This window comes from Desmonostoc muscorum LEGE 12446, assembly GCF_015207005.2.
Lineage (GTDB): Bacteria > Cyanobacteriota > Cyanobacteriia > Cyanobacteriales > Nostocaceae > Nostoc > Nostoc muscorum.
In genome coordinates, this window is sequence record NZ_JADEXS020000001.1 from 7,147,274 (window position 1) to 7,161,794 (window position 14,521).

Here is a 14,521-nt window from a genome sequence, read left to right on the forward strand (position 1 = left end):
ATATCGACAGTCAATTTTGATTGTGTCCAACTAAATATTATGACAAAAAATCAGCAAGTGGTTTCTTTAATGCAGCGTTTACAGAATATAGGCTGCCGAATTTGGGCTGAAGATGATAAGTTACGAATTCGCACTAGCAAAAACGCCTTAACCTCTGAACTCAAGCAGGAAATTCAAATCAACAAAGCAGATATATTAGCATTTTTAAATTCTGCTAAAACCCAAGCTGTAATACCAGAAGAAATTCCCGTTTTAAGAGATGATGCTCCGAAACCCCTTTCCTTTGCTCAACAACGCCTCTGGCTGTTAGCCCAACTTCAAGGGCGATCGGCTAGTTACAACATGCCGATCGCTTTACAACTCGACGGCAACCTAAATATCCATGCCCTGCATTCTAGTTTGGCTTATCTGCTTAACCGCCATGCCACCCTCCGAATGTATTTTCCCACAGTAGCAGGACAACCCCAAGTCGCAATCCAAAATTTAGACAACATCGAAGTTTTAACCTACCAGGGACTGGGGACTGGGGACTGGGGACTGGGGACTGGGGACTGGGAAAGAGTTTCACCAATGCCCAATGCCCAATGCCCAACTATCCAACATTTAATCGATGCTCATGCTCAAGAACTGTTTGACTTAAATACTGGGCCTTTGTTCAAAGCCAAACTGCTGCAACTCAAAGAACAAAAATATGTGTTGCTCATTAATATGCATCACATTATCAGTGATGGCTGGTCAATGGGTGTCTTTGTTCGTGAGTTACGGCAAGCTTACATCGCCTTTACCCAAGGTCAGACTCCAAACCTTGCCCCTCTGGCCATTCAATACAGCGACTATGCAGCTTGGCAACGAAACTGGTTACAAGGGGAAGTATTAGAAAACCAAATCAACTATTGGAAACATCAACTCAAGGATGCTTCCCCATTACTGGAGTTACCCACCGATTATCCCCGTCCAGCACAGCAAAGCTACCGAGGCGCACGCCATCTCTACTCTCTAACACCAGAATTAACTCTTGCTATTAAAACCCTCAGTCAACAACAAGGCACAAGTTTGTTTATGACCTTGTTGGCGGCTTTGAGTATTCTGCTTTCTCGTTACAGTCGCCAAAACGATCTCTGTATTGGCTCTCCCATTGCCAACCGCACACATAGCCAAACAGAATCATTAATCGGCTTTTTTGTCAATACATTGGTGCTGCGTAACCAAATCAAACCTGAGCAAAACTTTATCGAGTTCCTGCAACAAACTCGCCAAACTTGTTTAGATGCATACTCTCATCAAGACATCCCCTTTGAGTTTCTGGTAGAAAAATTACAACCAGAACGCAGCATGAGTCATAATCCCTTATTCCAGGTGATGTTAGCAGTGGAAAATGATGAAAGTGCCGACTTGAATTTTCCAGGACTAGAGATTGAATCGCTTGGAGTAACCTGTCCCTTTGCTAAGTTTGACCTAACACTCATGGTTGTAGAATCTGACAACCAGTTAAATTGCTCTTGGGAATACGCTACCGATTTGTTTGAGAAAAGTACTATCCAACGGATGGCAGAACAATTTGAAGTTTTACTCAAAGGAATTGTTGATAACCCGAACCAACCTATCAAGAGTTTGCCTTTGATGACAGCAGCGCAACTTCTGCAACTACAACGCTGGAATCAAACTCAAACCGAATATCCTGAAGATAAAACTTTAGTTGACTTATTTGAACAACAAGTTGAAAAAAATCCTCATAATATCGCTTTGGTGTTTGAATTCCAAAGCTTAACTTATCAGCAACTAAATCAAAAAGCTAACCAATTAGCTCATTATTTAATTCAAAATCACCAAATTCAAGCAGACACTTTAATTGGTATCTGCGTTGACCGTTCTTTAGAAATGATTATTGGTGTACTCGGTGTTCTCAAAGCTGGTGGTGCTTATGTGCCCATTGACCCCAATTATCCACAAGAACGGATTGGGTTGATGTTAGAAGATTCTGGAATATCGGTCTTACTAACCCAAAGTTTTATTCTAGAAAAATTACCTCTGGCTGAACTAGAAAATTCTCCTCAAGTAATTTGTTTGGATCAAGAAAATTTTACCGAAGAGTTAATAGAAAATCCCAGTCCCAAAAGTAAACCTGATAATTTAGGTTATGTAATTTATACTTCTGGTTCCACGGGAAGACCCAAAGGAGTGATGATTGAGCATCGAGGACTAATAAATATGACTTTGGCGATCGCTCAAGTTTTGCAAATTCAACCCCAAAGCCGTTTGCTTCAGTTTGCTTCTTTCAGCTTCGATGCCTCAATTTGGGAAATTGCCACTGCCCTTGCCGCAGGCGCTTGTTTATATCTTGCTAAAAAAGAAACCCTGCTACCAAGTCAAGACTTAGTGAAGTTTTTAGGCGATCGCCAAATTTCCCATATCACCTTACCTCCTTCAGTCTTATCTCTACTACCACAAGCAACCTTACCTGATTGGCAAGTCGTAGTTACTGCTGGTGAAGCTTGCCCAACAGAATTAGTTACCCAGTGGGCAAAGGGACGGCGTTTTTTTAATGGCTACGGGCCGACGGAATCTACAGTTTGTGCAGCGATCGCTCTTTGCCAACCCAATGGCAAAAAACCACCAATTGGTAAACCGTTAGCCAATATTCGCATCTACATTTTAGATACTCACAATCAACTTCTACCTCCAGGAATACCTGGAGAATTGTGCATTGCCGGCGTAGGTTTAGCAAGAGGCTATCTCAATCGTCCTGAAACTACCGCCGAAAAATTTATTGAAGTTGAATTATTCGGTAAAATTGAGCGAATTTATAAAACTGGCGACTTAGCAAAATGGAATTGTGATGGCAACCTTGAATATCTAGGTCGTATTGACGATCAAATAAAATTACGGGGCTTCCGCATCGAATTAGGTGAAATTGAATCGCTATTATTGCAACATCCATTAGTTAAAGAAGCAATAGTAACCTTATATAAAACTGAAAGCAACCAGAGTTTAGTTGCCTATGTAACGGGAGAAATTACAACTGATTTATCTACCCAATTAAAAAATAATCTCAAATCTCGTCTACCCGATTACATGGTACCTGCTGATATCGTGGTATTGGATGAATTGCCTTTAACTCCCAATGGCAAAATTGACCGTAAAGCTTTACCTGCTCCGGACAGTAGAATTGAAGGTTTATATGAAGCACCACGCAACGAAATTGAACAACAACTAGCGCAAATTTGGTCTGCTGTCCTCGAACGTCAAAAAATTGGAATTCATGATAACTTTTTCGACTTGGGCGGTCATTCTTTATTGGCGATGAAATTGCTCAATAATATTCAACAGATATTTGGACAAAAACTTTCTTTAAGCAGTTTATTTCAGAATCCTACTATTGCTCAACTGGCACAACAACTCTGTGATACAGAGGTTCAATATTCCCATCCTGATTTACTCTCACTCCAACCTTTAGGAAACGCAACCCCTCTATTTTTTCTTCCTGGCGCAAACGGACACGGCTTTTATTTTCGAGATTTGGCAAGCAATTTAGGCACTGAACATCCAGTGTATGGACTAGAAACTCCAGGCCGAGATGGACTTAGCCCACTTCCTGATTCAGTACCAGCCCATGCAAGTCAAATGATTGAATTATTACGCCAACAGCAAACAAAAAGTCCATACATACTGGTAGGATACTCTTCAGGTTGTGCCGTTGCTTTTGAAATGGCTGCCCAACTCGAACAGCAAGGTGAAACAGTGGGTTTACTAGCGATATTGGATGCAGGACTGGTTTCTAGACCTGAGTATTTAACTAATAGAACAGACCTTGATTGGATTTGGCAATCAATTCAACGAATTGAAGCCATTAAGGGAATTTCTTTAGGTTTGGAATACGATGATTTAGCTGCAAGTCCTGATGACCAAGCCCGTTGGGATCTAGCGGCAGAGTATCTATACCGATACAATGTCCTACCAGAACACTCAACCCTTTCTTTGCTAAAAAACAATCTGCAAGTGATGCAAGTTTTGACGCTCAACTACGCCAATTATCAGCCCAATTATTGTATTTCTGCCCCCATTGTTTTATTTCGCGCTCAAGAAGTGAAGGAGATTGTCGTGCAAGAACTCCAAGGTTGTTCCGATTACAATCTGCCTGATTTGGGATGGCAAGCCTTTACTCAAAAGCCTGTGAAAGTAATTTCAGTACCTGGAAACCACGGTGCAATGCTGTATGAACCTAATGTCAAAATATTAGCCGCAGAATTACAGAATTTGATCGGTTTGGAGAGTTATACATAGTGTGGAAAGATGAGGGAGATGAGGGAGCAGGGGAGGCAGGGGAGGCAGGGGAGGCAGGGGAGGCAGGGGGAGAATAACTCCTAACTCCTAACTCCTAACTCCTAACTCCTACTCCCCAAAAGATGTTCAATTTATTTATCAAATATGCAAACTCAATTTTCTCTTTTTCAACCATTGACAAATACTTTTTCAAATATTAATAAATTTTGGGAGAATGTCAAGGCGATCGCTGCACCATACTGGTATCCAACAGACTCAGATGGCAGAGCATTTTCCGATGTAATTCGCGCATGGGCAATGCTGTTTCTCTTGATTATATTAATCATCGCCCTTGTAGGTATAACAGCTTTTAATAGCTTTATTAGTCGCTATTTAGTTGATGTCATTATTGAAGAAAAAGATTCTTCTAAATTTGTTGATACATTAATAGTCTACGGTGTTGCCCTGGTTTTGGTAACGCTTTTAGTAGGATTTTCAAGATTTATCAGAAAACGAATAGCTCTTGATTGGTACCAATGGCTCAGCAATCACATTTTAAAAAAATATTTGAGCAATCGTGCCTACTATAAAATCAACTTTAAATCCGATATTGATAATCCAGATCAACGTCTATCCCAAGAAATCGAACCCATTGCCAGGACTGCTCTCAGTTTTTCAGCTACTACTCTAGAAAAAGTCCTGGAAATGACGACTTTTTTAGTAATTCTCTGGTCAATTTCTCAACCTATTGCAATTGCTTTGGTTGTTTATACAATTATAGGTAATTTGATTGCTGTTTACTTAGCTCAAGAATTAAATAAGATTAATCAGCAAGAACTCGAAGCTGAAGCTGACCATAATTACAGTCTGACTCATGTTCGTAATCATGCTGAATCTATAGCTTTTTTTCAGGGAGAAAATCAAGAATTAAATATCATTGAACGCCGATTTAATAATATTGTTAAATATACTAAGCGCAAGATTAATTGGGAAAGAAGTCAGGATATTTTTAACAGAGCATATCAGGCTATTATCCAAATATTTCCATTTTTAGTTCTGGGACCTTTATATATTAACGGTGAAGTTGATTATGGAGAAGTTGGTCAAGCTAGTTTAGCTTGTAATCTGTTTGCCGGTGCTATGGCAGAATTAATCAGAGAATTTGCGACTTCCGGACGATTTTCTAGTTACGTCGATCGCTTAAGTGAGTTGTTGAATGTTTTAGAAACTGTTACCAAAGAACCAGAGAATGTCAGTACCATTAAAGCAGTAGAAGAAAACCGTCTGGCTTTTGAGAATGTCACCTTACAAACGCCGGATTATGAACAGGTGATTGTCGAGGATTTGTCAGTGTCTGTTCAGCCAGGAGAAGGTTTATTGATTGTTGGCCCTAGCGGTAGAGGTAAAAGTTCTCTACTGAGAGCGATCGCTGGTTTGTGGAACGCCGGAACCGGTCGTCTGGTACGGCCTCCCTTAGAAGATGTCTTATTTTTACCCCAACGTCCTTACATAATTTTGGGAACTTTGCGCGAACAATTACTTTATCCTCAAACGAATCGCCAAATGAGTAAAAAAGAACTTGAAGCAGTTTTGCAAGAAGTTAACCTGCAAAACTTATTTAGCCGAGTCGATGATTTTGATACAGAAGTTCCTTGGGAAAATATATTATCTTTGGGAGAACAACAACGCCTCGCTTTTGCAAGAATATTAGTGACTCGTCCTAGCTTCACTATCTTAGATGAAGCAACAAGCGCTTTGGATTTAAATAATGAAGTGAATTTATATCGACAATTGCAAGAAACGAAAACAACATTTATCAGTGTTGGACATCGGGAGAGTCTGTTTAATTATCATCAGTGGGTTCTAGAACTTTTAGAAGATTCTAGTTGGCAACTGATAACGGTACAAGACTATCGGCTGCAAAAAGCAAAACAAATTGTTACTAATCCCGCCGAAAATAATCCAATTACGGTAGATACTTCAGCCAACAATGAATCTCAAAGTCAAGTAGAGATAGACGCGATCGCCGGACTTTCTCATAAGGAAATGCAGACATTAACAGATTCTTCCATTAATACTATCAGAAGCAAAGCTAGCCTTGGCAAGTCCATCACTACTCAGGATGGCGTGACCTACCGCTATGACAAAGACCCCAAGGTATTGAAATGGATAAGAGTTTAGGTGCTACTCATACTTTTGAGAATCAGGGTAATGCTTACTAAACAGCAAAGACAACTAATTACTTACAAAAAGATTAGGATTTATGAACGAACCTACAAACTACCTGTTCTGAAAAACAGCAAATTAAAAGCTGTTCAAAAAAAAATTAAGGAACGCCGAAGGTTAATTAAAGAAGGCGTTCGGTATTATCAGCTTTGGGGAATAATTAAGCTTAAAAGAGAAATAGGTCAGGAGAAAATTTTTCAAGAAAGCCAATTACTAATAAAAGATTACACTCAAATTATTAATTTTTTAGAAAATTATAAAGACAGTTATCAAAAATTTTTGCTGAAGCTGACTGATGATTTGAAAAAATTGTTTATCCAAAAACACCTAGAAATAAAAAACTTAGATCGTGAAAGAAAAACACTAGAAATAAAAAATTCTAAAAATCCCCAAATACTTGAGGAATTAAACCGGGAAAAAGAAGAAAACCTGAAAGCACTTTTACTACTAAGCAATGCTTGTTTTTTGATGTTAGAAAAAATCAAATTGCTGAGCGAAGGTCTTAAAACTTTGGCAGAAGATACTAAAACTCAAAAGCAAATTGTCGAGCAAGTAGCTAAAGATTTACAAGTTTATCAAGAAATTTACGAATATCAAATAAAAGCCCAAAAAGTTCGTCAAGAAATAGTAGAATTTGCTGAAACTGCAATTAATTTTGAAAATTATTTACAAGATTACTTTAGTCCCTTTCAATCCTTAATAGATGAAGTAGTGAAAGTAGATGAGGATTTTTACTCAACTGTCGGAGATATTAAAAATTTAGCAGATAATATTTTAAAGTCTGAGTCTAATTTATTAATTCCCAAAGAAAGTGACGGAATTTCTGAAACTTTTTTAGATTTTATGGTATCAAGTTATGAAAAAAAAGAAAGATTAAAAGATGCTTTTATTAAATGTAAATTATTAGATTGGCAACTCCATGATTTTGATTTAGCCAATACTCATCTTTCTTTAGAGAAAGAAATTGATTTCATATCTAGCTATATTTCCAACCAACTTGTCGAGCAAAGAAAAGAAATAGGTATACCGGAAACAAATTTGGTTTCTAGAACCCCTCCCCCTGGTGTTAAAGAAACTGAATTGATAAAACTGACTAATGACGATGCTAGGTTAACACAAGGATTTCAAAAGAAAAATAATATTGATTATACCGAATTGCGGAATCTCCTGAGCCAGGATAAGTGGAAAGAAGCTGACATTGAAACCACTAAATTAATGCTGCAAGTCATAGGCAAAAGTTATTGGAATGAAGTTTATCAAGAAGATATTAATAATTTTTCTTGCAAAGACCTCCAAACCATTAATCATCTGTGGGAAGAATACAGTCATGGTTCTTTTGGCTTTCGTGTTCAGCAAAATATTTGGAGTGAAATGGGTGGTAAAGTAGATTATGAAACAGAAAAGAGACTCGGCGATCGCCTTGGTTGGCGAAAAGAAGGAAACTGGTTAGATTACGATCAATTAACTTTTCAATTATCCCCTACAACACCCATAGGACATTTACCAGCGCAATGGTTACACTATCACCAAGATACCTTTAATTTATATCCATCATCTGCGGAGCATCTTTCAATGGGAGCGTGGCGCGTCGGATCTTGGTTAATTTGGCAAATGCACTTATTCTTGTGTCGTGTAAAATTTTGTAATGAGACTTTCTTATGCGTTGAGAGCAAATTTGTTAATAATAAATAAAATTAGAGTTGCAGCTAATTTGGTGATTAATATGACTAATACTAATCTTTCTGACATCGATATAGAAATTTTACTTTTTGGAAAATGGCGCTTTAATTCGTCTTGGGAAAAAATCACTATTATATTTAGAGATGATATGACTTATGAGCAAACCAAGATTCAAACATTTATTTTTCATAAACCTAGAGAAATTCTCACAGGTAATCAATTTACTGGTGTATGGTATGTAACTGATAGAAGATTGCATTTAAGTCTGAAAGCTATTCCTAAATCATTTTTTAATTTACAAATACCGCTAGCATTTAAGATTTCTATTGCAGATGTAATAGCTAGTTTAGGTTCTATATTCATCACAGAAAAGTATGAAATCGTTGAAATTAATAGTTCCAAATTTCTAATCAGGGATAAAGATCAATCATTTGTTGGCACAAAAATAACAGGTTATTATTAGTGCTAGCATCTTGAATCATCCGCTCAGATTTTGGGGTTTTTGAAGATTGAAATTTAGGCTGACGCGGGGACACGGAGACACGGGGACGCGGAGATTTTTTTTGATAAGTGATTAGAGCTAAACCCTCCCAAGCCCACCCCGCTAAAGCTGTGCTTTAGCTCCCCTCCCCTCTTAGCAAGGGTAGGGTTTGGGGGTGGGGTTCTTTTATGCACCGTGAACGGTTACGAGTAATTAAAGTAACTATTAGTTAGATTCAACCCTGTTTGAGCATCGATAAGAGCAATCAATTCATCGGGTTCGGTTCCTGGTTTATCTCTAAATAGCTGGGTATTGGAACCGGAGAGAACTAAACGATAATCAGTACTTACACCTCGAAGTTGAATGATGTCTTCACTGGTATTAAAGTCAGTAAGTCTAGCGTAGCTATCTGTTCCCGCAGTTAGGACATTATTGTCATCGTAAAAGACTGTATTTGTATCTCCTAAAACAAAGCGATCGCGTCCTAAACCTCCTGTTAAGATATCTATTTGACTTAAACTGGGGCTAGCTCCACCTCCATTGAGAGTATCATTACCTGCACCACCTCGGAGAGTATCGCTGAGGTTTCCTCCCCTCAAGTTATCTGCTTGTGAGGTGCCAAGAATATCAAATTGTTCAATATTGAAGTAGGAGATAGTACTATCCCCTGCGGAAATGGTGCCACTGCCATTAGCGCCCACAGTGGTAGAAATGCCAGCAGTAGTAATGGTAGAGTAGTCAACCTTGAGTAAATCAGTTTCTGTGCCGCCATCTACATAATCAGCACCGAGTCCGGGATCTAAGGTATCATTGCCTTCTTCGCCCCGCAATCCAGCGAAGTAATTAATGGCGAAGAGTTCACCAGGATCGATGATAAAGTTAGCGTTACTGTCGATGAAGACATATTCTGTATAGAGAAAGGTATCTCTGTCATTGCCAGAGCCGCCTTTGAGGTAGTCGTTTCCTTCCCCGGCGTACAAACCATCTGAGCCACCATCACCAGAGAGACTATCATTACCTACCCCACCAAAGATCAGATCGTTCTCGGCTTGCCCTGATACGGTATCATTGCCCGTATCACCATAAATGCGGTCTTTGCCACTGCCACTGATAATGTTATCGTTGCCATCTCCGCCTTCTATGATATCTTGCCGAGTGGTAGCACTGAAATTCAGAACATCGTTGCCACTGCCAGATTTGAAGTAAATAGATTCGATATCTTTGAAGTTGACATCGTTTAAAACTGCAAAGACACTAGCATTGGTGTAAGTAACAGTGAAGTTAGTAGTGATGGTATTGCCTGAACGGTCTAATTCTAGAGTATCAATGCCATTGCCGCCGATAATTGTATCGGCTCCTTCGGCGGGATTGAAATAGTCATCACCTTCTCCCCCTAAGAGGCTATCATTCCCTGCACCTCCGTAAAGACTATCGTTGCCTTCACCGCCTAAGAGGGTATCATTACCTGCCTCTCCATAAAGTTTATCGTTGCCTGCTTGCCCTAAGAGACTATCCTGACCAAGACCACCTCTAAAATCTTCATTTCCCACACTACCAGAGATGGTGTCATTGCCATCTCTGCCTTCGACATAGTTATTGCCAATGGCTGCACTTAAATTCAGGTTATCATTGCCACTTCCAGATAACAGACTAATGGTTTCTATTTCTTTGAAGGTGGTATCGGCAATGGTAGCAAAGACATTGACATTAGTGTAGTTTAGTGTTAATGCAACAGACTGATCGGAATGGTCTAAATCGAGAAGGTCTGAGCCAGTCCCTCCCAAGACAGTATCGGCTCCTTCTTCTGGCTTGAGATAGTCATCGCCTTCTCCACCTAAGAGGCTATCATTGTCTGTACCTGCGTAAAGGGAATCATTACCTGCACCGCCTAAGAGGGTATCATTACCTGCCTCTCCATAAAGCTTATCGTTGCCTGCTTGCCCTAAGAGACTATCCTGACCAAGACCACCTCTAAATTCTTCATTTCCGACACTTCCTGAAATGGTGTCATTTCCGTTTCTGCCTTCGACATAGTTATTGCCAATGGCTGCACTTAAATTGAGATTATCATTGCCACTGCCCGACAACAGACGGATGGTTTCAACTTGTCTAAAGGTGCTATCAGCAATGGTAGCAAAGACATTAAGATCAACATAACTCAGGGTTAAGGAAGTCGATAAATCAGAATGATCTAATTCGAGGTAATCTGAACCTGTTCCCCCAACAATAGTATCTGCTCCTGTGCCTGGTCTTAAAGTGTCGTTGCCGTCACCCCCGTCGAGGCTATCAATGCCTGAACCACCATCAAGATCGTCATTGCCATCTTCGCCTAAAAGGGTGTCGTTACCAGCTCCGCCATAAAGTCCACCGTAGCGGCTAGTGCCCAAAAGACCCAAATAGGTGCTATCGTTATCATCTCCAGTACCACCTCTAAGCAAATCATCGCCATCATCGCCATAGAGTCCATCAGTGCTGGCTCCTCCTGTGACGGTATCGTTGCCAATTCCCGCCAAAATTAAATCGTTACTGATGCCTGTGGTGATGTTGTCGTTACCCGCTCCGCCTTGGACAGTGTTATTGCCAATGGCTGCACTGATATTCAGGCTGTCATTGCCACTGCCGGAAATCAGGTTGATGACTTCTATTTCTTTGAATGGTACGCCGCCTGTAGCGAAAATGTTGGCGTCGGTGTAGCTGACAGTAAAGTTAGTTGTGCCACCACCATTGTCTAAATACAGGGTGTCATAACCTGAACCGCCAATAACTGTATCTAGTCCACCGCCAAGGTCGAGATAGTCATTGCCCGCTCCACCATCAAGGCTATCATTACCTGCTCCGCCGTAGAGATCGTCATTGCCATCTTCGCCTAAAAGGGTGTCGTTACCTGAACCGCCATAAAGTCCACCGTAGCGACTAGTGCCCAAAAGACCCAAATAGGTGCTATCGTTATCATCTCCAGTACCACCTCTAAGCAAATCATCGCCATCATCGCCATAGAGTCCATCAGTGCTGGCTCCTCCTGTGACGGTATCGTTGCCAATTCCCGCCAAAATTAAATCGTTACTGATGCCTGTGGTGATGTTGTCGTTACCCGCTCCGCCTTGGACAGTGTTATTGCCAATGGCTGCACTGATATTCAGGCTGTCATTGCCACTGCCGGAAATCAGGTTGATGACTTCTATTTCTTTGAATGGTACGCCGCCTGTAGCGAAAATGTTGGCGTCGGTGTAGCTGACAGTAAAGTTAGTTGTGCCACCACCATTGTCTAAATACAGGGTGTCATAACCTGAACCGCCAATAACTGTATCTAGTCCACCGCCAAGGTCGAGATAGTCATTGCCCGCTCCACCATCAAGGCTATCATTACCTGCTCCGCCGTAGAGATCGTCATTGCCATCTTCGCCTAAAAGGGTGTCGTTACCTGAACCGCCATAAAGTCCACCGTAGCGACTAGTGCCCAAAAGACCCAAATAGGTGCTATCGTTATCATCTCCAGTACCACCTCTAAGCAAATCATCGCCATCATCGCCATAGAGTCCATCAGTGCTGGCTCCTCCTGTGACGGTATCGTTGCCAATTCCCGCCAAAATTAAATCGTTACTGATGCCTGTGGTGATGTTGTCGTTACCCGCTCCGCCTTGGACAGTGTTATTGCCAATGGCAGCACTGATATTCAGGCTGTCATTACCACTGCCAGAAATCAGGTTGATGACTTCAATTTCTTTGATGGGTAAGCCTGTAGAGAAAACGCTGGCGTTGGTGTAACCAACAGTAAAGTTACTTGTGCCAGCACTGTTGTCTAAATACAGGGTGTCATAACCCGCTCCGCCGATAACTGTATCTAGTCCGCCGCCAAGGTTGAAATAGTCGTTGCCGACTCCTCCATCAAGGCTATCATTTCCGGCTCCGCCATAGAGATCATCATTGCCATCTTCGCCTAAAAGGGTGTCGTTCCCTGCACCTCCGTAGAGTCCGGCGTAGCGACTAGCTCCGTTGATATAACCCAAGTAGGTGTCATCATTATCGTCCCCAGTACCACCTCTGAGCAAATCATCGCCATCATCACCATAGACTGCATCATTCCCTGCTCCTGCTGTGACGGTATCATTGCCAAAGCCTGCAAAGATTAAGTCGTCACCGATGCCTGTGGTGATGTTGTCGTTACCCGCTCCGCCTTGGACGGTGTTATCGCCAATGGCAGCACTGATATTCAGGCTGTCATTACCACTGCCAGAAACCAGGTTGATGACTTCAATTTCTTTGATGGGTAAGCCTGTAGAGAAAACGCTGGCGTTGGTGTAACCAACAGTAAAGTTACTTGTGCCAGCACTGTTGTCTAAATACAGGGTGTCATAACCCGCTCCGCCGATAACTGTATCTAGTCCGCCGCCAAGGTTGAAATAGTCGTTGCCGACTCCTCCATCAAGGCTATCATTTCCGGCTCCGCCATAGAGATCATCATTGCCATCTTCGCCTAAAAGGGTGTCGTTCCCTGCACCTCCGTAGAGTCCGGCGTAGCGACTAGCTCCGTTGATATAACCCAAGTAGGTGTCATCATTATCGTCCCCAGTACCACCTCTGAGCAAATCATCGCCATCATCACCATAGACTGCATCATTCCCTGCTCCTGCTGTGACGGTATCATTGCCAAAGCCTGCAAAGATTAAGTCGTCACCGATGCCTGTGGTGATGTTGTCGTTACCCGCTCCGCCTTGGACGGTGTTATCGCCAATGGCAGCACTGATATTCAGGCTGTCATTACCACTGCCAGAAACCAGGTTGATGACTTCAATTTCTTTGATGGGTAAGCCTGTAGAGAAAACGCTGGCGTTGGTGTAACCAACAGTAAAGTTACTTGTGCCAGCACTGTTGTCTAAATACAGGGTGTCATAACCCGCTCCGCCGATAACTGTATCTAGTCCGCCGCCAAGGTTGAAATAGTCGTTGCCGACTCCTCCATCAAGGCTATCATTACCTGCTCCGCCATAGAGATCATCATTGCCATCTTCGCCTAAAAGGGTGTCGTTCCCTGCACCTCCGTAGAGTCCGGCGTAGCGACTAGCTCCGTTGATATAACCCAAGTAGGTGTCATCATTGTCGTCCCCAGTACCACCTCTGAGCAAATCATCGCCATCATCACCATAGACTGCATCATTCCCTGCTCCTGCTGTGACGGTATCATTGCCAAAGCCTGCAAAGATTAAGTCGTCATCGGTAGTTCCTGTAATATTGTCATTCCCTGGTGTGCCGGTAAAGGTGGCTTGCTCAACCGCGATCGCCTCTTTGTCAATTATGATCACACTACTATCATTTTCTTTCTTTATGCGTTGCAGCTCAGTCTGACTTAAACTCACGCCCCGCACTAAAGCAGAGAAATATTCTCCCTCATCTCCTCGTGTATCTTTTTTATTAATGTAGGCATCAATAAAATGTCCAATTTCTTCTAATAAAACTGCGTTAATGGATTCACCAGAGGCACTAGCAACAAATTTATCAGACAGATAAATTGTATTCTTGCTGGCAGCATAAGCCCCTTTTGCATTACCCAGAATGCTGCTATTAATTACCTCAATTTTAGGTAATTCAGTAAAATCACCAGTTTGTAAGTGCGATCGCAGTTTTCCAGCATTAGCACGATTGTATTGTCTACCAAAAACAGTATCTAACAAATTCCAGAAGTTTTCTGAATTAGAAAAGGCCTCTAGTTGGTTGTATACCAGTGTCAGGAAGGGTTGTAGGAAAAAATTCATAAAATAAATTTCTTAGGTAAAAGGACTAAGTAACCAGAACTAAGTGGTATACTTAAGTAGTTTGTAGTAGAGTATATCTTAGTATTTCAAAAACACATATAAAACTCATCTTAATTTTTGAAAT

Annotated in this window: 5 protein-coding genes; 4 read left to right on the plus strand and 1 reads right to left on the minus strand. The window is 41.3% G+C overall.

Annotated elements, in window-relative coordinates; genetic code table 11:
• Positions 1 to 39: 39 nt before the first annotated feature.
• The 4 genes from IQ276_RS29475 (at position 40) to IQ276_RS29490 (ending at position 8,629) form a co-directional block, all read left to right on the plus strand.
• Positions 40 to 4,281: a non-ribosomal peptide synthetase gene (locus IQ276_RS29475; protein ID WP_235116078.1), complete on the plus strand. Its 4,242-nt coding sequence runs from the start codon at positions 40 to 42 to the stop codon at positions 4,279 to 4,281.
• A gap of 144 nt (positions 4,282 to 4,425) precedes the next feature.
• On the plus strand, positions 4,426 to 6,441 hold the full coding sequence (locus IQ276_RS29480; RefSeq protein WP_193925173.1) for an ABC transporter ATP-binding protein/permease: 2,016 nt from the start codon (positions 4,426 to 4,428) through the stop codon (positions 6,439 to 6,441).
• Between the two features lie 30 nt (positions 6,442 to 6,471).
• Positions 6,472 to 8,178: a GUN4 domain-containing protein gene (locus IQ276_RS29485; protein WP_235116079.1), complete on the plus strand. Its 1,707-nt coding sequence runs from the start codon at positions 6,472 to 6,474 to the stop codon at positions 8,176 to 8,178.
• 31 nt (positions 8,179 to 8,209) lie between these two features.
• A complete protein-coding gene (locus IQ276_RS29490; protein ID WP_193926016.1) occupies positions 8,210 to 8,629 on the plus strand; it encodes a hypothetical protein in 420 nt (139 codons plus the stop codon).
• Positions 8,630 to 8,850: 221 nt separating this feature from the next.
• Here the strand turns inward: IQ276_RS29490 and IQ276_RS40630 are convergent, their stop codons facing one another.
• A complete protein-coding gene (locus IQ276_RS40630; RefSeq protein WP_303820662.1) occupies positions 8,851 to 14,397 on the minus strand; it encodes a beta strand repeat-containing protein in 5,547 nt (1,848 codons plus the stop codon).
• Positions 14,398 to 14,521: the final 124 nt, after the last annotated feature.